General features: G+C 57.1%; 23 protein-coding genes and 1 other annotated feature. Of the genes, 6 read left to right on the top strand and 17 right to left on the bottom strand.

Annotated features, from left to right (window positions below):
- Positions 1-3 precede the first annotated feature (3 nt).
- The 4 genes from ilvB to IM304_RS12960 form a co-directional block, all read right to left on the bottom strand.
- A complete protein-coding gene (gene ilvB, locus IM304_RS12975; RefSeq protein WP_193355436.1) occupies positions 4-1692 on the bottom strand; it encodes an acetolactate synthase large subunit in 1689 nt (562 codons plus the stop codon).
- A gap of 104 nt (positions 1693-1796) precedes the next feature.
- On the bottom strand, positions 1797-1895 hold the full coding sequence (gene ivbL / locus IM304_RS12970; protein WP_071830013.1) for an ilvB operon leader peptide IvbL: 99 nt from the start codon (positions 1893-1895) through the stop codon (positions 1797-1799).
- 107 nt (positions 1896-2002) lie between these two features.
- Positions 2003-2482: a type VI secretion system tube protein TssD gene (locus tag IM304_RS12965; RefSeq protein ID WP_193355437.1), complete on the bottom strand. Its 480-nt coding sequence runs from the start codon at positions 2480-2482 to the stop codon at positions 2003-2005.
- Positions 2483-2678: 196 nt separating this feature from the next.
- Entirely contained in the window at positions 2679-3392 is a 714-nt protein-coding gene (locus tag IM304_RS12960; RefSeq protein WP_193355438.1) for a hypothetical protein, read from the bottom strand.
- A gap of 724 nt (positions 3393-4116) precedes the next feature.
- Here IM304_RS12960 and tisB point away from each other — a divergent pair.
- The 4 genes from tisB to emrD all read left to right on the top strand — a co-directional run bounded on the left by tisB (position 4117) and on the right by emrD (position 6973).
- A complete protein-coding gene (gene tisB / locus IM304_RS22425) occupies positions 4117-4206 on the top strand; it encodes a type I toxin-antitoxin system toxin TisB (RefSeq protein WP_047347446.1) in 90 nt (29 codons plus the stop codon).
- Positions 4207-4270: 64 nt separating this feature from the next.
- Positions 4271-4717, top strand: coding sequence for a GNAT family N-acetyltransferase (locus IM304_RS12950; RefSeq protein WP_193355439.1), 447 nt, complete (start codon positions 4271-4273; stop codon positions 4715-4717).
- 62 nt (positions 4718-4779) lie between these two features.
- A complete protein-coding gene (locus tag IM304_RS12945) occupies positions 4780-5613 on the top strand; it encodes a DMT family transporter (protein ID WP_193355440.1) in 834 nt (277 codons plus the stop codon).
- Positions 5614-5788: 175 nt separating this feature from the next.
- Entirely contained in the window at positions 5789-6973 is a 1185-nt protein-coding gene (gene emrD / locus IM304_RS12940) for a multidrug efflux MFS transporter EmrD (protein WP_193355441.1), read from the top strand.
- Here the strand turns inward: emrD and IM304_RS12935 are convergent.
- Together IM304_RS12935 and dsdC are read right to left on the bottom strand one after the other, a co-directional pair.
- Positions 6876-7964, bottom strand: coding sequence for a cellulase family glycosylhydrolase (locus IM304_RS12935; protein ID WP_193355442.1), 1089 nt, complete (start codon positions 7962-7964; stop codon positions 6876-6878). The genes emrD and IM304_RS12935 overlap by 98 nt on opposite strands.
- Positions 7965-8048: 84 nt before the next feature.
- The gene (gene dsdC / locus IM304_RS12930; RefSeq protein ID WP_255517729.1) at positions 8049-8963 is read right to left on the bottom strand and encodes a DNA-binding transcriptional regulator DsdC; all 915 of its coding nucleotides are present in this window, start codon (positions 8961-8963) and stop codon (positions 8049-8051) included.
- A gap of 121 nt (positions 8964-9084) precedes the next feature.
- Here dsdC and dsdA point away from each other — a divergent pair, with 121 nt between their 5' ends.
- On the top strand, positions 9085-10371 hold the full coding sequence (gene dsdA, locus IM304_RS12925) for a D-serine ammonia-lyase (protein ID WP_193355444.1): 1287 nt from the start codon (positions 9085-9087) through the stop codon (positions 10369-10371).
- Positions 10372-10402: 31 nt separating this feature from the next.
- Here the strand turns inward: dsdA and IM304_RS12920 are convergent, their stop codons facing one another.
- From IM304_RS12920 to ibpA, 5 genes are all read right to left on the bottom strand, one after another.
- A complete protein-coding gene (locus IM304_RS12920) occupies positions 10403-10750 on the bottom strand; it encodes a DUF202 domain-containing protein (RefSeq protein ID WP_148420370.1) in 348 nt (115 codons plus the stop codon).
- Positions 10740-11087 (bottom strand): YidH family protein, encoded by a 348-nt coding sequence (locus tag IM304_RS12915; protein WP_148420369.1) that lies wholly within the window; start codon positions 11085-11087, stop codon positions 10740-10742. Before IM304_RS12915 ends, IM304_RS12920 begins: the two co-directional genes overlap by 11 nt.
- Positions 11088-11179: 92 nt before the next feature.
- Positions 11180-12841: a putative transporter gene (locus IM304_RS12910; protein WP_193355445.1), complete on the bottom strand. Its 1662-nt coding sequence runs from the start codon at positions 12839-12841 to the stop codon at positions 11180-11182.
- Between the two features lie 153 nt (positions 12842-12994).
- Positions 12995-13423: a small heat shock chaperone IbpB gene (gene ibpB, locus IM304_RS12905; protein WP_176609127.1), complete on the bottom strand. Its 429-nt coding sequence runs from the start codon at positions 13421-13423 to the stop codon at positions 12995-12997.
- A 136-nt stretch (positions 13424-13559) separates the two neighbouring features.
- Complete coding sequence (ibpA, locus tag IM304_RS12900) at positions 13560-13970, bottom strand: small heat shock chaperone IbpA (RefSeq protein ID WP_006177605.1); 411 nt, start codon at positions 13968-13970, stop codon at positions 13560-13562.
- Positions 13964-14037, bottom strand: a sequence feature (ROSE (Repression Of Heat Shock gene Expression) occurs in the 5'-region of heat shock genes and acts as an RNA thermometer to modulate expression.). (Overlaps the previous gene by 7 nt.)
- A 249-nt stretch (positions 14038-14286) precedes the next feature.
- On the opposite strand from ibpA, the gene IM304_RS12895 reads away from it, so the two are divergent.
- Entirely contained in the window at positions 14287-14619 is a 333-nt protein-coding gene (locus IM304_RS12895; RefSeq protein WP_148420365.1) for a YceK/YidQ family lipoprotein, read from the top strand.
- On the opposite strand, the gene IM304_RS12890 is transcribed toward IM304_RS12895, so the two are convergent.
- From IM304_RS12890 to dgoR, 6 genes are all read right to left on the bottom strand, one after another.
- Positions 14616-15845 carry a DUF3748 domain-containing protein gene (locus IM304_RS12890; protein ID WP_227009613.1) on the bottom strand — a complete coding sequence of 410 codons (1230 nt, stop codon included), beginning with the start codon at positions 15843-15845 and terminating at the stop codon, positions 14616-14618. The two genes, IM304_RS12895 and IM304_RS12890, sit on opposite strands and share 4 nt — an antisense overlap.
- Positions 15846-15896: 51 nt before the next feature.
- Entirely contained in the window at positions 15897-17234 is a 1338-nt protein-coding gene (locus tag IM304_RS12885; RefSeq protein WP_161177384.1) for an MFS transporter, read from the bottom strand.
- A 127-nt stretch (positions 17235-17361) separates the two neighbouring features.
- The gene (dgoD, locus tag IM304_RS12880; protein WP_176609130.1) at positions 17362-18510 is read right to left on the bottom strand and encodes a galactonate dehydratase; all 1149 of its coding nucleotides are present in this window, start codon (positions 18508-18510) and stop codon (positions 17362-17364) included.
- Positions 18507-19124, bottom strand: a complete 618-nt coding sequence (locus tag IM304_RS12875) for a 2-dehydro-3-deoxy-6-phosphogalactonate aldolase (RefSeq protein WP_193355447.1) — start codon at positions 19122-19124, stop codon at positions 18507-18509. Before IM304_RS12875 ends, dgoD begins: the two co-directional genes overlap by 4 nt.
- Positions 19108-19986, bottom strand: a complete 879-nt coding sequence (locus IM304_RS12870; RefSeq protein ID WP_193355448.1) for a 2-dehydro-3-deoxygalactonokinase — start codon at positions 19984-19986, stop codon at positions 19108-19110. The genes IM304_RS12875 and IM304_RS12870 overlap by 17 nt, the downstream gene beginning before the upstream one ends.
- Positions 19983-20672, bottom strand: a complete 690-nt coding sequence (gene dgoR / locus IM304_RS12865) for a D-galactonate utilization transcriptional regulator DgoR (protein WP_193355449.1) — start codon at positions 20670-20672, stop codon at positions 19983-19985. Before dgoR ends, IM304_RS12870 begins: the two co-directional genes overlap by 4 nt.
- Between the last annotated feature and the right edge of the window lie 223 nt (positions 20673-20895).

Here is a 20895-nt window from a genome sequence, read left to right as displayed (position 1 = left end):
GGCTTATTCCCCCACCATCTCAGTATTTGCCGCACCCGGCGGCACCATTGGATACACTTTTTGCTGCGCGTCGATACGCACGTGGATCAGCGCCGGGCCAGGGCGGGAGATCGCCGCCTGCAGCGCCGCGTGGGCGTCCTCTTCCGCGTTCAGATCGCAGGTATGCAGGCCAAAACCGGCGGCAATCTGCATAAAGTTGATCGTCCCCGGATAGGTCGCGGCAAACACGCCCTGCTTGTAGAACAGACTCTGCTGCTGGTGCACCAGCCCCAGCGCCTCGTTGTTCATCAGGATGATTTTGACGTCCAGCTGGTTTTCCGCCGCGGTGGCCATCTCCTGAATATTCATCATCAGGCTGCCGTCGCCGGAGAAGCAGATCACCTTGCGGTCAGGGTTGGCGAGCGCCGCCCCTACTGCCGCTGGCAGGCCAAAGCCCATGGTCCCCAGACCACCGGAAGTCAGCCACTGGCGCGGGCGGTTCAGCGGATAGGCCTGCGCGGTCCACATCTGGTGTTGCCCCACGTCGGTGGTAATAATCGCGCTGTCGTCCACGCAGGCGGCAACGGCGTTGATGAGGCCATAGTGGCTCAGCGGGTCGCCTTCGGACGGGATGGCGCCCGGGAACTCGCGCTGCAGATCGGCCACCAGCTGACGCCACCCGGCGCGGTCGGTCGCGTCCGTCTGCGGGATCAGCTGCGCCAGCACGTCGGCCACGTCGCCCTGAATCGCCACGTGCGGCTGCTTGATTTTACCCAGCTCGGCGCGGTCGATATCCACGTGAATGATTTTCGCGTTCGGGCAGAACTGCTCGGTTTTGCCGATCGCCCGGTCATCAAAACGCGCGCCCATCACGATCAGCAAATCAGCCTCCTGCAGAATATAGTTGGTGCTGCGCGCGCCGTGCATGCCCAGCATCCCCAGAGAGAGCGGGTGCGCTTTGGGCAGCATGCCCAGCGCCATCAGGGTCATGGTGGTGGGCAGGTTAGCTTTTTCAGCGAACTGACGGATTTCATCCGCGGCGTTGATTGCCCCGCCGCCCAGATAGAGCACCGGACGTTTGGCTGCGTTAATCATGGCCGCGGCGTCGCGCACGCATTCAGCGCTGAATTCGGGCGCGGGCGCGCGGTCGCCCGGCTCCGGCAGCACGTCGATCTCAATTTCTGCGGTCTGGACATCCTTAGGAATGTCTATCCACACCGGGCCCGGGCGGCCAGACTGCGCAATGCGGAACGCATCGCTGATAACCTGAGGAAGCTCGCTGATATCGCGAACTAAATAGTTATGTTTGGTGATGGGGATAGAGATGCCGTAGGTATCCACTTCCTGGAACGCGTCGGTACCGATCATCGACGACGGCACCTGACCGGTAATGCAGATCAGCGGAATGGAGTCGAGCCGCGCGTCGGCGATGGCGGTCACCAGGTTGGTTGCGCCCGGCCCGCTACAGGCCATGCAGACCGCCGGTTTGCCCTGCGTACGCGCCATGCCCTGAGCGATAAAGCCTGCCCCCTGCTCGTGGCGCGCCAGCACGTGGCGGATCTGCGTGCTCTGGCTTAACGCATCGTACAGCGGCAGCACCGTGCCGCCAGGGATGCCCGCAACCGTGGTAATGCCCTGTCGTTCCAGTAAATGAACAATCAGCTGCGCGCCTGTAAAGCGCGTCTTTAAGGATGTTGTGCCCGAACTTGCCATGCTCCAGTCCTTTTATGGGCCGACTTTCCGGGGAGGGGTCCTAAACGAAAAACCCCGCCCGGTTTGCGCCGGCGGGGTTTTGGATTCGTGTGTTGATCCAGTCCCTACGGCGCATTGCCGACGACCACCACCACACGCACGACGACCACTGCGGCTGGTTGCGCAGTTTTTAGTAGGGTCGCGGTGTTCATGGATGCAGTCATGGGGGACCTGTGTTTGGAATCATTGATTGAATTTATACAAACACAGGTTTTCGTACGTGACAATGGAAATATTTTCATCTGCGCAAAAATGCGTCAGGGATCACGTTTCAGTACGTTGCTCGCTCATTCCAGGAGTCACTATAGATGACATTCCCATCGCAATGCTTCCAGGTGATTTTCTCGTAGCGTATAAGAACCGTTTCAAGGTGTGTTCCGGTGTTTGCGCCAGGATACAGGTCTGGTGTGATTGAGGTTATTTTCACATTCTCCAGAAGAATATTAAAATATTCCTGCTCTAAACCCACCTCATTAATCTCATACATCTTAATGGTGGCTGACTGGAGCGTTCTTCCTGTACTCAGTGCGCGAAAAAGAAGTGGGGTTACACGATCAAATTCTTTCTGGAACATGATGGGCATGTGTATTCGCGTGCCCGTTAATTTCCCGGTATTCCCGTCGACTGGGATGTTGACATTATGAGTGAACGATTTGAGTTCAATTGCACCTTCACGTCCTGACACAAGGCAAGGACCAACCATAGGAGAACCGTTTTCATCGGTTAGAAACAAATAAGCTGGGTTTGACATAAAAAATCCTTTTTATACTATTTAATCGTACTTATCAAATCGGCCAAAAATTATCGGATGAAGAATAATAAATACAATGATAGAAATGAATGTTAGTAATACCCAGTGGTTAGGCACCAACCACAGGAACAAAGAGGCGCACGCAAAAATATAAAAGGGGAATAAAACATCCGAGAACAGAATTGACAACAAGCTCTTAAACATGCCCTTTACCCTTTAAGTCGTTATAAATTGCATCGAAATCCTGATAGAATCCCATCTGCACCTTCTTAATGAGTTCAGACAGGAAAGGCTCAAAAAAGTAGTAAAGCATCTCCAGTTGTGCGGCATAGAGGGTGGCATAATACTTAGAATCCAATGTTTTCAGGCGACGAGCAGCAAGAGCGCACTTCTGTTCCGTTCCAATCAGTTGAAGCGCCATGACAACATTAGGTACGCGGCGTGCAAGCCGTTCGACGACGATTTCAGAGAGTATGCCAGATTCGGAAAGGAATTTGGCCAGCCCCCATGCTATCGCCAAACGCGCGGCCTTGCTTGTCGGTATGTTGTTAACAAGCCCCGTTACTTTTGAATCCATCTTACGAACGCGATTTTTTTCATTTCCATTTTCAGAATCGGTAATAACACATTCAAAATAAAGGTATAGCATATGTGCTATTACATCGCGATAACGGTAAAGCGAGAGAATTGAGAGGTACATTCTCTTTTCTTCTGAGAGAAGCTCATCACACACATCTTGATAGCCGGGGATTAAGCATGAAGAGTACCAACTTACTCGCTCCATTCCTGAATAAATATCAGAACCGATCCCCTTTAATGCTTTCCATGTCCCTGCAACGCCTTGCTGTCCATAAAGAGCTAACTGCCTGTCACTCTGAAACTTCATCTTTAAATAATCAGATGCTTGCATAATGTATCCATACGATATGTTGGCTACAAAAAATATACATTGAAAAATCCTGGATTTCAAACTAGCAAGATGAACTTATATAAATATTTACATGAGAAATAAGTTGGCTAATTTATATTTATATCGATTATATGAGAGGGAATTTAATTTCCCGCAGGACATTAATATTTATATAAAGCTACACAGTTAGTGGTGTTAACTTATAATCATGAGCAATAAATATATAATATACAGTTTGGATTTATAAAATATATATTTGTAGTAAATCGCATGCCAGCCGCGTCCATTGCCAATAAGTCAACAGACATCTTTTTTGAGCAGACCAGAAAACAAAAAACCCCGCCTAAGCGAGGTTTTTTTTCAGGGTTTTGCGGTTGGTCGCCGCAGAACACACTGTGTTACGTCAACGCGAAAAGTATACGCGATCGAACACGAACGCGCAATTCCGGCACGGATTTTGACGTTTTTGAGTATGGATTGCCTTCCACTTTTTGTCCACAAAATACTGTTCATACATACAGTATTTATCTATACTGAGTATGTTCGCAGTGAGCGAGGGGGCCGCAGTTCTACCGGCGCAACGAAGTCCTGGCTGAAACGGGTGGTGCCGTCAGTGCCTTAACCCCTGAAGTGAGCACACTGTGTTACGTCAATCCAGGTGCTGGCCACAGGCGGCGGAAAGGTACGCCAGCATCGTGCTCCTTTTAACCAAAAGGAGACGCGTATGAGCGTCGTGGATATGGTCATACTTATCCTCAAACTCATTGTTGCTGTACTGCAACTGCTTGATGCTGTCCTGAAATTCATTCGGTGATTCAGGTTCAAGTCGCACCTGAGAGGGGCGGGCAACCGCCCCTCTTTAATAACGAGGGAATGCTATGTCGCGTCTGTTAATTGAGCCTGTCACACCGGACGAGCCGGGGTATATTGCCCTGAAGGCCGAGAGTATCGCCTTAAATTTCAGCATGCTGCGCAGGCTGGAAGAAAACTGGCAGCGTGGTGAAAATCGTTTTAACGCGCCGGGCGAAAAGCTGCTGGGCGCGTTTCTCAACGGCAGGCTGGTGGGCGTGTGCGGCCTTAACCGCGATCCGTTCAGCCAGCAGCCGCGCGCCGGACGCATTCGGCATCTCTACGTCAGCGAGAAGTACCGCGGGATGGGGATTGGTAAACAGCTTTTAACCGTGGTGATGGCCGACGCCAGCATCTGGTTTGATTTTCTGAATACCCATGCGCCGGACGCTGCGTTCGGGTTCTATCACCGGGCGGGTTTTACGCTGGTCTCGGACGAACCCCGGGTAACGCACCGCCTGTTTTGCGCGGTGTAGACGGGTAGCAGCATCGACGGGTGAATGTTACAGTTGGATGACATTTCGCCATCCGGTACGCCATGACCATCACCGTTTTCTGCATTCTGCTGTTCGCCGCACTGCTGCATGCCAGCTGGAACGCCATTGTAAAAGCCGGAACGGACAAGCTCTATTCCGCCATTAGCGTCAGCGGCTCCGCCGCGCTTATTGCCCTGATTTTACTGCCTTTCTCTGCGCAGCCTTCCGCCGCCAGCTGGCCATATTTGTTCGTCTCCTGCGCCTTACAGGTGGTGTACACGGTGCTGGTGGCAAAAACCTATCAGGTCTCCGACATGAGCCAGACCTACCCGCTGATGCGCGGAACCGCCCCGCTGCTGGTGGCGCTGGCCAGCGTGCTGATGCTCGGGGATAGCCTCTCCTGGCTCGCCTGGACCGGTATTGGCACGATCTGCCTTTCTATTCTGGCGATGTCGATGCATGGGCGCGTGCACTCACGCAAGGGGATCTGGCTTGCCCTGCTGAACGCCTGTTTTATCGCCGGGTATACGCTGGTGGACGGTACCGGGGTGCGGTTAGCGGATTCCGCGCTGGGCTACACGCTCTGGACCTTCTTCATGAACGGCGCCTGCCTGCTGGGCTGGGCGATGGTGGCGCGCCGCCGTGAAGCGTCCGGCTACCTGCGCCTGCACTGGAAAAAAGGATTGCCCGGCGGCATTGCCACCATGGGTTCTTACGGCCTGGCGCTCTGGGCGATGACGCAGGCGCCCCTGGCCGTGGTCGCGGCGCTGCGTGAAACCTCAATTCTCTTTGGCACAGCCATTGCATTTGTGCTTTTAAAAGAGAAGGTTAGCGGCCTGCGCGTCGCGGCGGCGCTGGGAATTGCCGCTGGCGCGATCCTGTTACGCCTCGCGTAATCCACTGGCAACATTAGTTGCCGATATTGTTTACAAATCCTGCCTTTTCCGCTTTTCCCATTCACCACGACAATGCTTAAATTGTCATCTCTCTGTGGTAGATTCCTCGCGCATTTATGGGAATGCGTAGTCACTTATTCTTCATTTCTCTCTTTTGGCAAAAGTATTCAGCGACATGAAAAAGCAACGGAACGTGAACCTATTGTTGATGCTGGTGTTACTCGTGGCCGTCGGTCAGATGGCGCAAACGATCTACATTCCGGCTATTGCCGACATGGCAAAAGACCTGAACGTTCGCGAAGGCGCGGTTCAGAGCGTGATGGCAGCCTACCTGCTGACCTACGGCGTTTCGCAACTCATCTACGGCCCGCTCTCCGATCGCGTCGGGCGTCGCCCGGTGATCCTGGTGGGTATGAGCATTTTCATGGTGGCGACGGTGATTGCCATTGCTACCCATAGCCTGACCGTACTGATTGCCGCCAGCGCCCTTCAGGGCGTGGGCACGGGCGTCGGCGGAGTCATGGCGCGTACCCTGCCGCGCGATATGTACCAGGGCACCCAGCTTCGTCACGCCAACAGCCTGTTAAACATGGGCATTCTGGTCAGCCCGCTCCTCGCGCCGCTGATTGGGGGGCTGCTGGATACCGTATGGTCCTGGCGCGCCTGCTACGCCTTCCTGCTGGTGCTGTGCGTGATTGTCACCTTCAGCATGGCGCGCTGGATGCCGGAAACGCGGCCGCAGGACGCGCCGCGCACCCGGCTCATCACCAGCTACAAAACGCTGTTCGGCAACGGGGCGTTTACGTGCTACCTGCTGATGCTGATCGGCGGACTGGCGGGTATCGCGGTATTCGAGGCCTGCTCCGGCGTGCTGCTGGGGGCGGGTCTGGGCCTGAGCAGCATGGTGGTAAGCATTCTGTTTATTCTGCCGATCCCGGCGGCGTTCTTCGGGGCATGGTTCGCCGGTCGCCCGAACAAGCGCTTCTCCACGCTGATGTGGCAATCGGTCATTAGCTGCCTGCTGGCCGGGCTGATGATGTGGATCCCGGGGCTGTTTGACGTCATGTCGGTCTGGACGCTACTCGTCCCGGCGGCGCTGTTCTTCTTCGGCGCGGGCATGCTGTTCCCGCTCGCCACCAGCGGCGCGATGGAGCCGTTCCCGTTCCTGGCGGGCACCGCGGGCGCGCTGGTGGGCGGTTTGCAGAACATCGGTTCCGGCGCGCTGGCCTGGCTGTCGGCAATGATGCCGCAGACCGGGCAGGCTAGTTTAGGTTTGCTGATGACCCTGATGGGGCTGCTGATTTTGCTGTGCTGGCTGCCGCTGGCGTCGCGTGTTTCGCATCACGAGCAGCCGGTTTAACCGCACGATGGCCCGGCTTCTCGCCGGGCTTTTCACAGACGGGCGCAATCATCGCCTGTAATAACGGCTCTGGCGCAGGCCGCCAGGCACCCTCTTCCCCGTCGTAAAACTGGAAATCGGCGTTCAGCGCATACGGAATTTTCGCCTGCTGCAGCTCGCAGGCCATAAACGTCGCGAACGCCATTTGCGAGGCGGTTGGCGACAGGCTTTGTGATTCTCCCACGCCCCAGCCGCCAACCCAGCTGACGTGCCCGGTTTTTTGCTGCCAGCGCAGCGCGGTAGTGATGCGGTTACGGATCGCCGCTTTCTCCGCCGCCGTGCCGGAGGTCCACGGGTATCTGCCGTTAATTTTCAGCGGCCCCCACGGAAAAATATGCCACTCCGCCAGCAGGTAGTTCTGACTATGGGCAGGCAGCTTCAGGCTGGATAAATCCTCCGGCGCGGCCCGCAGGCGCGGTGCGATGAAGATCATGCGCTGCGGGTCGATGTCGTGGATTGCCTTAATGCTTTTTTCATAGACGCGGTTTAACGACGCGAGGTTGTGGTTCAGCCTGTCGGTTGGCTCGTAAATGAGGTCAAAACCGAGCAGCGGGTAGCTGTGGCTAAAATAGTGCGCCACGGCAATCCACCAGCCGATCGTCTCTTTCTCGGTATCGGCTTTCGGGTCATTTTTATATTCATCGGCCTGATAAGCAACGATCGGGATCACGCCGTACTGCCTGCAGGCCTCCACCAGCTTGCGCAGGTGAATCAGCCGCGCTTCCGTCGGCTCGCCCGCCACACGAATACGCACGTGCGTTATGCCCTTCACCCGAAAATCGCGGACCACCAGCGGGTCGAACTCCCGGATGCCGCGCTCGGTGCGCGCCCAGTCCACGTCCATCCCCACGCCCAGCAACTGCGCGTATCGGGCAGCCGTGAGGGGCGGCTCAGCGGCACAGGCCCAGCCGGAAGCGATCGCTAACAGGGTGACAATAAAAGCCTTTAGCACGGTTTATCCAGGACACATCAATAGCATTACCTGTATTTAGCACGCTTTTTCACATTTGGTGTAGCGCCAAAGCGTAATAATTCTTCAGCCTGCCTGCTCCCTCAGCCAGCCGATAAAGGCATCGATTTTCGGCCACTGGCGGCCGGGAAGCGTGGAGATGTAATAGTGCTGATGGCATTTGAGAGCCTTGCTGCCAAACGGGGCGATGAGCTCGCCCCGCTCAAGCCGCTTTTGCACCAGCCGCTTTCTGCCCATCGCCACGCCCAGGTGATTAACGGCCGCGATAATCGCTAAGTCTGAGCGATCGAAACCCATCCCCGACGATGGCGGTATATTCACCGCAAAATGCTGCGCCCAGCTTAGCCATTCATCCGTGCCGGTATCATTGCTCCAGGCCTGGCGGTCGTGCAGCAGCGTGCAGTGGCCGAGCTGCGCCGGGTTTTCCTGCAGCGCATGCTCGCGGGCGTAGGTCGGCGAGCAGACGGGCATAATCTCTTCGTCCATCAAAAAGTGATGAGAGACGTGGTTTGGCGGCGTATCGTCGAAGTAGAGCGCCAGATCGATCCCCGTTCGCTGCATATTAACGTAATCATTGCCGGTCAGGACGGTGAGCGAAATCGACGGGTAGCGGCGGGTAAAGTCGCCCAGCATGGGTACCAGCCAGCACTGGGCGATGGACGGCCGTGAATAGACCGTCAGCGTGCCGGAGAGCGCCTGGTTTTTAATATCCAGGATCTCCTGATTCAGGGTGTCGAGGGACGATTTAAGGGTCCAGTAAACGCGCTTTCCCTCCTGCGTCAGCTCCACCTTACGGTGCGAGCGGATAAACAGCTGAATGCCCAGCTCCTCTTCCAGCAGGCTGATGCGGTGGCTCACCGCGCTGGGTGTCAGGGACAGCTCAGCGGCAGCCAGCGCAAAAGATTCATACCGGGCCGCCGCTTCAAAGGTGTGCATTTTTGACAGCTGCCAGCCGTTTAGCCGTCGCTTATCTTCCTCCATCGCCCTCATCTCTTCGTGGTTGGTTCAATCTGGTTCACCTGAAACGTAATTTATATCATTTGTCAGTATGCCTCTTTTTTTTGCTTAATACCGGATGAAACCCCTTGCGAAGAGATGGACGATGAAAAGCGCAACGATCAACGCGTTAACCGCACAGTTTCCTCTGGTTGAGGACCTGATTGCCCTGAAAGAGACCACCTGGCTAAACCCGAAAACCACCACGCTTGCCGAAGGGTTGCCCTACGTCGGGCTGACCAAAGCCGACGTGGACGACGCGCACGCTCGCCTTAACCGCTTTGCGCCGTATCTGGCGAAAGCCTTCCCGGAGACGGCCGCCACGAAGGGGATTATTGAATCTGAGCTGGTCGCCATTCCGGCAATGCAGGCGCGGCTGGAGAAAGAATCTGGCAAATCCGTTCCCGGCACGCTGCTGCTAAAAAAAGACAGTCATCTGCCGATCTCCGGCTCGATTAAAGCGCGCGGCGGCATTTATGAGGTGCTGGCCCACGCGGAGAAGCTGGCGCTGGAAGCCGGGTTGCTGAGCGTGGAAGACGATTACAGCATCCTGCTGGAGCCGTGCTTTAAGGACTTCTTCAGCCAGTACAGCATTGCGGTAGGCTCAACCGGCAATCTGGGGATGTCCATCGGGATCATGAGCGCGCGCATTGGCTTTAGGGTGACGGTGCATATGTCTGCCGACGCCCGCGAGTGGAAGAAGGCCAGGCTGCGCGGCCACGGCGTGACCGTCGTAGAGTACGAGCAGGATTACGGCGTGGCGGTGGAGCAGGGTCGTAAAGCAGCGGAAAGCGATCCGAACTGCTTCTTTATTGACGATGAGAATTCACGCACCCTGTTCCTGGGCTATGCGGTGGCGGGCGAGCGCCTGAAGGCGCAGTTTGCCGCACAGGGACGCGTGGTGGATGCGGAGCATCCGCTGAACGTCTATCTGCCGTGCGGCGTTGGCGGCGGCCCGGGCGGCGTGGCGTTTGGCCTCAAGCTGGCTTTTGGCGATAACGTGCACTGCTTCTTTGCCGAGCCGACCCACTCGCCGTGCATGCTGCTGGGGGTTTATACCGGCCTGCATGACGAGATCGCCGTGCAGGATCTGGGCATCGACAACGTCACGGCGGCTGACGGGCTGGCGGTAGGTCGGGCGTCCGGTTTTGTCGGCCGCGCGATGGAGCGCCTGCTTGACGGGTTCTATACCCTGTCCGATCAAAGCATGTACGACATGCTCGGCTGGCTGGCACAGGAGGAGGGGATCCGTCTGGAGCCGTCGGCGCTGGCGGGGATGGCCGGGCCGCTGCGCGTGCAGTCTGATGCCGGCTTTACCCATCTGGTATGGGCAACCGGCGGCGGCATGGTGCCGGAAGATGAGATGGCGAAATATTTAGCAAAAGGCCGATAATCGCAGGCCCGGTAAGGCATAGCCACCGGGCTTACAGGCTCACTATTTGCTGAATATGCGTCACCGCAAACAGCAGTGACAGCAACAATACCGCCAGCGCGATCAGGAACTTGTCCCGCACGGCCTTCGGCTGCACAAAATCGCTCTGGGCCACGTCCATCAGGTTACGGCTGCGGGTGTAGCGCCATAAAACGAGGGCCACCAGCGCCAGCACCACCAGCGCGATCCAGAATGGCCCTCCCGTGCGGTGCCAGTTATGCTTTATCGCCAGGGCGATGAGCGCTCCATATCCCAGCAGGGTCCGCAACCACGCGAGCGAGGTACGCTCCGGCTGCAGGCCGGGATCGGCTTCGCGGCGCGCTTTGCGGCTATCCGGCATAGAACACCAGCACCATCACTACGCCAGCGACGGCCAGCAGTATCGTACTGATGATGAGCAGGCCTCGCGTATAGGGGAGATCCTGCTTCAGACGCATCGCCTTTTCATTTCGCAGCCAGCGCAAATAACCATAAATCGCCAGTACGCCCGCAAACAGGCACAGCAGCAGGGCGAGTACTTCGCGGATCGCCGGGGTAGCAAAATCGGGAGCGAGCTGGTCAAGCCCAACGCCTGCGGCCAGAAAGCCCAGCGCCGTGCGGATCCACGCTAAAAAGGTACGCTCGTTTGCCAGAGAGAAGCGATAGTCCGGTGCTTCACCGAGGCGGGAAAGTTTCATGAAGGCTCCTTGTCTTGCTGCGGGCAGGCTTCAGCATAGCGTAAAATGGCAGGGACAAGGAGACCGGCATCGGGCGATGCCGGTCAGCGAAACTAGCCTATTCCCCAGAACAGCACCGCCAGTAGCTGCGGGGTGATGATGCGCAGGAACATCACCAGCGGATAGACCGTGGCATACGACAGCGCCGCCGCGCCGCTGGTGGCGTGCAGATTATTTGCAAAAGCCAGCGCCGGCGGGTCGGTCATCGAGCCCGCCAGCATGCCGCACAGCGTCAGATAGTTCATTTTAGCGAACATTCGCGCCAGTATCCCGACCGTTAGCAGCGGGATAGCGGTGATAAAGATGCCGTATCCTACCCAGCTGATCCCGTCGCCGTTCACCAGGGTATCAACAAAATCGCCGCCCGATTTCAACCCTACCACCGCCAGGAACAGCACAATGCCTAACTCGCGCAGCGCCAGGTTAGCGCTCGGGGGCATAAACCAGTAAAGCTTACCGATGGATCCGATACGCCCAAGGATCAGCGCCATTATCAGCGGTCCGCCCGCCAGACCCAGCTTGAGCGCGACCGGGAAGCCGGGCACGTACAGCGGAATGGAGCCAAGCATGACGCCAAGCCCGACGCCGATAAATACCGGCAGCATCTGCACCTGCTGAAGCTTCTGCTGCGCGTTGCCCACCATGTCCGCGACCGCATCAATGGAGGCCGGACGCCCGACCAGGTTGAGAATATCACCAAACTGCAGGCTGGCATCCTGGCTTGCGACCAGCTCGACGCCGGCGCGATTAAGCCGGGAGATCACGACGTCATAGCGCTCTTTTACCTGCAAATCGCGGATTTTCTTGCCTAACACTTTCTCGTTTGTGACCACCACGCGCTCCACGCGCATGTCCGTACCGCGGGTAGAGAGCGAGGTATCCACCTCCTGGCCAATCACTAGCCGCGCGTTGTTTAAATCTGCCGGCTGTCCTACCAGGTGGAGGAGATCGCCGTGCTGAATAAGGGTGCCGGGCGAGGGCACCATCAGCGTTTCATCGCGTTTCAGACGCGAGCAAATAATGGTTGCGCTGTTCAGGATGGGTACGTCCTGAATCGCCATATTATTAAGGTTAGGGTTTTCGACGCGGATGTTTATGGTTTTGATCAGCGTATGGCCGTTGGTCAGCGTGCTTTCATGGTCCTTTGCCTCCTGCTCAACGTTAACGCGAAACAGCACGCGCACCAGCCACATCGAGAGCAAAATGCCGCAGATGCCGAACGGATAGGCCATGGCGTAGCTCATGCCCATCTGATCGACGACGTCGGAAGGGATACCCAAATCGCGCAGAATTTGCTGCCCCGCCCCGAGCGCGGGCGTGTTGGTGACGGCCCCGGAGAAGATGCCCAGCACCACGGGCAGCGGGATGGCGAAGAGCTTATGCAGAATGGCGGTGACCAGCCCACCCATCACGACAATGCCGAAAGCAAAGAGGTTGAGCCGTAAACCGGAGACGCGCAGCGAAGCGAAGAAACCCGGGCCCACCTGAATGCCGATGGTATACACAAAGAGGATCAGGCCGAACTCCTGGATGAAATGCAGCATATCGGCGCTGAGCACCCACCCAAGCTGGTCGGCAAAATGGCCGACGAAAATCCCGCCAAACAGCACTCCTCCGATGCCAAACCCGACGCCGCGGATTTTGATATTCCCCAGCCACAGCCCCACTACCGCGACAAGGGCCAACACGCTGACGGTTAACGCGATATCACTCATGATCCACTTCCTGTGTATAACCATAGGTATACCAAGGATTCTCTCAGAGCTGGCGGCGGCTGTATGGGCGATGGCGCACAAAAAAGCCCTGCCGGGGCAGGGCTTTAACTTTTCACCCTCTCCCTGGGGGAGAGGGTCAGTGTGACACAGCTATTAGCTGTTCAGCGCCGGACGCTCGCTAATGGCGATGCGCTGGGGCGCAATGGCTTCCGGCACGTTACGGGTAAGATCGATGTTCAGCAGCCCGTTAGTGAACGTCGCGCCAGAAACTTCCATATGGTCTGCCAGGGTAAAGCTCAGGCTAAACGGCTGAGTTACCAGCCCCTGGTGCAGCCATTTGGTCTCGGTTTCCTGTTTTTCCGGCGACCCTTTCACGGTCAGGCGCGTGCCCTCAAGCTGAATGTCGAGATCTTCCTGACGGAATCCGGCCAGCGCAAGCGTGATGCGGTAGTGGTTATCGTCGCTTTTTTCGATGTTGTACGGCGGAAACGTCTGCTGTTCGGTCGCGCTTTGCAGGGCGTTAGCCAGTTTGTCAAAACCAATCCACTGACGCAGCAGAGGGGAAAAATCATAGTTACGCATACTAAATCTCCTTCTGAGAAGCGAGTTCGGCACAGTTTAATTTTGTGCACAATTGTTCCTGCAAATCCTTATGGATTCGCATATGCTCCCGTTACGGCAAGCAGTTTCAGATGGGCCGCTTTCGCGACCCGCACAATTAGTTGATTTCGATACGGCGCGGTTTTTTCTCTTCCGGAATCACACGTTCCAGTTCGATAAACAGCAGGCCGTTGACCAGGTTCGCGCCTTTAACGTGAATGTTTTCAGCGAGCTGGAACTTGCGTTCAAAGTTGCGCTCGGCAATGCCCTGGTAAAGGTAGGTACGTTCTTTCTGCTCGGCCGTATGGGAGCCTTTCACCACCAGCAGGTTATCCTGCGCGGTGATCTCCAGTTCGCTCTCTGCGAAACCGGCAACAGCGATCGCGATGCGATAATGGTTTTCGTCTACCAGTTCAACGTTGTAGGGAGGATAGCCGTTGCTCTGGCTCTGATTGTTTTCTAAGTGGTTGAACAGGCGATCGAAACCAATGGCAGAACGGTATAGCGGAGAGAGATCGAAATTACGCATAGATTAAAACTCCTGAAATCAGCGAGAAAATGTAGCCTTCCACCATGGACAGGCTTCTGTTTCCCCGAACACCCATCAGGCGTGTTCGTTATCGGGTTACATTCTTAAAATGGGTCTGGTTACGGGCTTTTCAAGCGTATTTATGTGAGATTTTTTTGCACTTTGCTGGTTGTCGCATAGACTCAGGGGCAACAGCACAAAGGGTTAAATTGCGATGGCCTCCACAGTGCGGACGTTTTGCGCTGTCCATTTTGTACCAGCCTCGCTATAACCCTGAGTTGCAGGTCAATGCCGTGCTAATAATGATGACTGAGTGATGATGAGAAATGTTCTGATTAAGCTGGCGACGTTCAGCGGGGTTGTTTTACTTTGCGGGTGTTCGAGCGTGATGTCTCACACCGGCGGTAAAGAAGGAACATATCCAGGGACGCGCGCCAGCGCCGCAATGATCTCTGACGATGAGACGAACTGGGGCACCAAATCTCTGGCGATTCTTGATATGCCATTTACTGCGGTTGCCGATACGCTTCTGCTGCCGTGGGACATGTTCCGCACCGACAGCTCCGTGCGCTCGCGCGTGGAGAAAAGCGAGCAGGAAAATCTGGCGACCAACTCCGTCATTCCGCCCGCCGCGATGCCTCCACGCTAGTCCCGTGCGGTTTCCGTTAGCCACAGCTGGCGGAAACCCGCTTTATCCTCCATCCACGCAATAAAACGCCCGTCCGGCGAAAACACGACGGCGTCAGCAGACGGCGGGTTGCCATGATCGGACGTCAAAAACGTGACCTCTCCGGTCCGCGCATCGCAGCAGGCAATGCGGCCTTCAAGCACAAAACCCAGCGCGTTGCCGGAAGGATGCCAGTTGAACGCCGACTGAATGTCGCTCTCATTGTGGGTTAACTGGCGCGGCTCGCCGCCATCAGGTGCGATAAGCCACAGCTGCACAACGCCGCTATCGTCGCGCATTAAAAACGCAATCTGCGTCCCCTGCGGGTTGCTGCGCACCCAGTGACGCGGCACGTTAACCAGCCCCGGATACGCCTTGTGATGGGTGAAGGTTAAGCGGCGCTGCGTTATGCCCGCAGGAGGCGCGGGCATTGTTTCCGGCGTTCCCTGCAATGGCGCATCGCCCGCCCGCTTCCAGCCCTGCTCGTCCTTGGGCAGATCGACAATAAACAGTTCCGGTACCTTATCGCCTTTCGAAGACAGGGTATCGCCAATAAACGCCAGCCTGCCGTTGCCCACCCAGCCCTCTTCATAGGCGCGGCCGATCTCATCGCTGCCCGGTTTCGGATCCGGCGTGGTGCGGCTCACCAGCACGCTCCAGAATGTGCCGGCATATTCCCGCGGATGGTTCCCCTGCGGGTGCACCGGGCCAAAAGGCGTTGCCACCCCGACGTTACGCAAATCCAGCTTCGGATCGCGCTCGTGCAGCACGTGGTCGTTATAGGTAAAGCTGACGAACTGCCCGTTCGGGCTGAAGACGTGGACGTGACTGCCGCCGCGCAGCGCGCCGGCCGTGTAAGGCGCGGTGATATCCATCGCATCAAGGTTGCTCACCTGGCCATTGTGCGCAATCACCCCCTGACGATGATGAAAATCATACTGCCACTCTGCGTCCGGGTTTTTCGGGCCGTGGATAAAAACGTATTTCTCCTGTGCCGGATGAACGGTCACCACGCCAACGTGCGCGCCGTCAGTGGCCCGGTAGATCACGTCAACCTCGCCCGTAAAGACGTTTACCCGCTCGATGGTTTCACCGGTGAACGACGCGCCTGACGGGCGCACATCATAAGCAAGCCACTGGCTGTCCGGTGTCCAGGTATTGGTATTGGTGAGCTGGTGGTTGCGGGAAGCGAAGGTGATTTGTTTCATGGACGTACCCTGATGCGCGGTTTTCGCATCAGGGTAAAACATCCGAAGGGATTAGCCTACTCGTTTCACGTCGCCCACCAGCAGGATATAGGAGAGCGCACCGATCAGCGCCACGGCGGAGATGTAGACCAGAGCCGGACCAAAGCCGTAGTCCTGCGCCAGGTAGCCGATGACCAGCGGCACGGTGATCCCGCCCAGACCGCCTACGAAGTTGAACACGCCCCCGGTCAGGCCGATCAGACGCATCGGCGCCAGAGACGACACCAGCGACCAGGTGATGGAGGCAAAACCGTTTCCGAAGAACGCCACCGCCATCAGGGTCATAATCCATACCGGATCGTTGGTGTAGTTAGCGCCCATGATGCAGGTAGAGATCAGCAGCCCGCAGATAATCGGCGTTTTACGCGCAACGCCCAGTGAGAAACCTTTTTTCACCAGCTTGTCCGCCAGCCAGCCCGAAAGCAGCACCCCGAAGAAGGCCGCCAGGAACGGCACGGTGGTCATAAAGCCCGCCTTCAGCGCGGTAATCCCCTTCTCCTGGGTCAGGTAGTTCGGGAACCAGGTGAGGAAGAACCACAGCGTCGACGTGACCGCAAACTGGCCCAGATACACGCCCACCAGCTTACGATGGAAGACCAGCTTCCAGTCCGCGCGGGTTAGCGGCTGACGCGCCTCTTTTTTCACCGGGGCATCGCCGTCCACCAGACCGCCACCGTCGCGGATGTAGTCCAGCTCGGCTTTGGTGATGCTTTTGGTCAGACGCGGCGGCTGATAGACCTTAAACCAGATAAGCGACCAGATAATGCCGATCCCGCCGGTGACGATAAACACCCAGTGCCAGCTCAACAGCTCCTGGATCCAGATTAGCAGCGGCGTCAGGAACGCCAGGCCAACAAACTGCCCGGAGGTGTAGAAGCCCACGGCAGAGGCACGCTCATGCTCCGGGAACCAGCTGGTCACCATGCGGTTGTTGGTCGGGAACGCAGGCGCTTCAAACACCCCGGTGATGGCGCGCAGGCCAATCAGCGACATCAGCCCGGTCGCGAAGCCCTGGAACAGGGTCGCCACGGACCAGCCTAAAATAGCGATGAAGTAGGTCAGACGCGACCCCACGCGGTCAAGGAACCAGCCTCCGGGGATCTGGCAGAGCGTATAAAGCCAGGCAAACGCCGAAAAGACATAGCCCATTTCCGCTTTGGTGATCCCAAACTCTTCCTGAATATGGGCCGATGCCACGGCAAGGTTGGCGCGATCTACATAGCAAATGACCACGGTAATAAAAATCATAATTAGCGTCAGGTAGCGGCGACGCCCGGTCTTTGTAGCAGTAACTGGAATATCCATCGCAATCTGTCTCCAGATTTTGGGCATAGCGAAGCCGCTCACCATGCCCTGTAATTTACAGAGGGTGTATTTGGTTTTTTTAATTAAAAACGTAAACAGAATGCGCTAAGTAATTCGTGCTGGGGTAAGAAAACGCAGCCAACGCATCACCAGCGCGAAGTATGACGCGCATTTACCATTCCGCTACGCTGCCATCTTCATGACGCCACAGCGGGTTACGCCAGTCCGGCGTATTTTTACTCAGCTCAATGACTTTGGCTTCGTCAACTTCCACGCCAAGGCCCGGCTTCGTTAACGGTTTAAAGAAACCGCCTTCCATGCTGAAGTCTTCTTTGTTTTTCACAAAGTCGAGCAGCTCCGCGCCCTTGTTATAGTGAATACCCATGCTTTGCTCCTGGAACACCGCATTACGGGAGACAAAGTCGACGTGCAGGCAGGCCGCCAGCGCAATCGGCCCGAGCGGACAGTGCGGCGCCAGCGCAACATCGTAGGCTTCCGCCATGCCGGCAATTTTGTAGCATTCGGTGATGCCGCCCGCATGGGAGAGATCCGGCTGCAGGATCGCAACGCCGCCCGCCTCCAGCACGCGTTTAAACTCGAAGCGCGAGAACATGCGTTCACCCGCCGCGATTGGAATGTGCGTCTGTTCTGCCAGTTTCGGGTAGTACTCTGCCTGCTCGGCCAGCACCGGCTCTTCGATAAACAGCGGGCGATACGGCTCCAGCTCTTTGATCAGCACCTTAGCCATCGGCGCGCTGACGCGTCCGTGGAAGTCCAGGCCAAACTCAATCTCGTTGCCGAAGGCCTCGCGGATTTGCGCCACGGTATTCACCGCCCGGTCTACGGCGCGGGAGTTATCGACGATACCCATCTCTTCGCAGCCGTTGAGCTTAAAGGTATCGAACCCGATGCCGCGCAGCTTGTGTATGCCGTCGATCACCTCTGCCGGACGGTCGCCGCCTACCCAGCTGTAGGCCTTGATTTTGTCGCGCACCAGGCCGCCCATCAGCTGCCAGACCGGGGCATTCAGCACTTTGCCTTTGATATCCCACAGCGCCTGGTCGATACCGGCGATGGCGCTCATCAGAATCGGGCCGCCGCGGTAGAAGCCCGCCCGGTACATCACCTGCCACAGGTCGTTGATGCGCGCCGGATCCTGACCAATCAGGTATTCCCCCAGCTCATGCACGGCGGCCTCAACCGTGCGCGCGCGGCCTTCAATCACCGGCTCGCCCCAGCCAACCACGCCTTCATCGGTTTCGATTTTCAGGAACATCCAGCGCGGGGGTAAACGGTACGTGGTGAGTTTGGTTATTTTCATTGCACTGCCTCTCGATACGCTTTTACAAATGCTGCCGCCTGCTGCGCGGTACGCTCCACGGACTGTCCGGCGCGATAGAGATCGCTGCCCAGCCCCGCGCCCGCGCAGCCTGCCTTCATCCACTGCGCCAGGTTTTCTGGCGTTACGCCGCCCACGGCAAATACCGGCACGCTGGCGGGTAAGACCGCTTTCAGCGCTTTGATGTAATCCGGGCCAAAGGCCGACGACGGGAAAATTTTGAGCGACTGCGCGCCCGCATCGAGAGCGGTAAAGGCTTCGGTAGCCGTAGCGCATCCCGGGCAGACGGTCATGCCGTAGCCCACCGCCCGGCGGATGACCTCGGGGTTGATGTTGGGGGTGACGATGAGTTTGCAGCCCATCTTCGCCAGCCTGTCCACCTGCTCCGGCTGTAACACGGTTCCCGCGCCAATCAGTGCTTTATGACCAAACGCATCCACCACGGCCGGAATGCTTTTTTCCCATTCCGGGGAGTTGAGCGGGATTTCCACCGCGTCGAAACCGGCGTCGATAACCGCGCCGACGTGGGCAAGCGCCTCATCGGGCGTAATGCCGCGTAAAATTGCGATAAGGGGAAGACTAGTTTGCCACTGCATGAGCGATGCTCCTTATTCCTGCCTGAAATGCCGTGTCGCCTTCCACCGCAGCAACATCCCGACCGACGGCGCGAAACGCCTGCCGGTAACGAGACGTCAGCGATGAGCCCGCGACGAGGGTGATGGTCTGCTGCCCGGCGAACGCGTCGGCCAGGGAGGCGACTTCCGCGCCAATCAGCAGGCCGGACAAAAATTCGCTAACCTCCTCGCGCGGGAGATTTCCCAGCACGTGCGAAGCGCGAACCTCAAAAATCTGTGGCAAAACGGCAGGGGAGGCGATCCCGCGCTCAAGCCCGGCGGCAAACGCCTCCGGCGACGGAACCTGCTCAGGCAAACCGGCGCCCACCAGCGAATGCTTAATCAGCAAATGGTGTAATTCGCCGGTCATCACGGTGCGAAAATCATGAATTTGCCCGGCATCGGTCTGCACCCATTTGCAGTGCGTACCGGGCATAACGTAGACGGAAGAGGGAGAGAGCGCGCGCGCGCCGAGCAGCTGTGTCTCTTCGCCGCGCATCACGTTATGGTTATCGTCGCGAGAGACGCACAGGCCGGGAATAATCCAGACATTGTCGTCAACGGACGTTAACTGCTCGCCAATGGCGGCAAAATGGGCCGGGACAGGCAGATAGGGGGCAACCTTCCAGCCCACGTTACTGCCGACCATTCCCGCCATCACCACCGGCGTAGCGCCGTCGCGCCAGTCTTGCGTCACTTCTGCTAACACCGCCTCCGGGGATTTACCGTTCAGGCGCGTCACGCCCGCCTCTGATTGCCTGCTTTCCAGGCATTGCTCGCCCTGGTACAGCCAGGCGCGCAGGTTGGTCGATCCCCAGTCAATTGCGATGTAGCGTGATGTCATGTGATTTCCTTCAACCTTCGTGTTGAGCTGGCAATCATGGTGAGAGCCGCCTGCTCTGCCGCATCGCCGTCCTGATGCCGTATCGCATCAAACAGCGCTTTATGTTCCTGGAGCGTTTTCGGCATGTTGGCCTCATCGCCCATCCAGGTACGTTCAAATACCGCTCGCTGTAGCGAGCTAATCGCCACGCTAAGCTGCTGTAACACCGGGTTATGCACCGACTGCAATACCGCCTCGTGAAAGCGAATATCCGCCTCGTTGAACGCTTCCCGGTTCTGGTTATTGGCGATCATGTCGTTTAAAGCCGACTCAATCTGCGCCAGGTCGCCTGACGTTGCGCGCTCCGCTGCCCATCGGGCAATGGCCGGTTCCACCAGGTTTCGCACTTCACTCATCGCGCCGATAAGCCGCGGGTCGTAGTCGTTTTCCAGCACCCACTGCAGGACATCGGTATCGAGGTAGTTCCACTGGTTGCGCGGCGCGACAAACGCGCCGCGATAGCGTTTCATTTCAATCAACCGCTTCGCCATCAGCGAGCGGAACACTTCCCGGATGATGTTGCGCGAGGTTTCAAACTCTTCGCAAAGTTCGGCCTCCGCCGGCAGCGGCGAACCGGGAACGTATTTACCACCCACAATCTGAGTGCCCAGCGTGATGACAATGCGGTCGGTTTTATTGAGTGTCATGGAGAGTCCTTGTGCTCTGTAAGTCCATCACTACTTTACCGCGACCGCTGAATTTCGCCTCACTTTTGCAGTACAAACGTGAGGCCTTTCGCCTTTGCTGTGACGACAATGTAGTACAATCATTTAATGTTGTACTACAATCCAGATCACAAAAAGAACAATTCGATAAATTCAGGGCCAAAAAAAGCCCCGGTTGATAACCGAGGCTGATGATTACGGACAG

Source organism: Enterobacter cloacae complex sp. P40C2 (genome assembly GCF_014930695.1).
Classification (GTDB): domain Bacteria; phylum Pseudomonadota; class Gammaproteobacteria; order Enterobacterales; family Enterobacteriaceae; genus Enterobacter; species Enterobacter pasteurii.
Note: the sequence above shows the minus strand (reverse complement) of the source record. Positions and strands in the feature narration are given on the sequence as shown.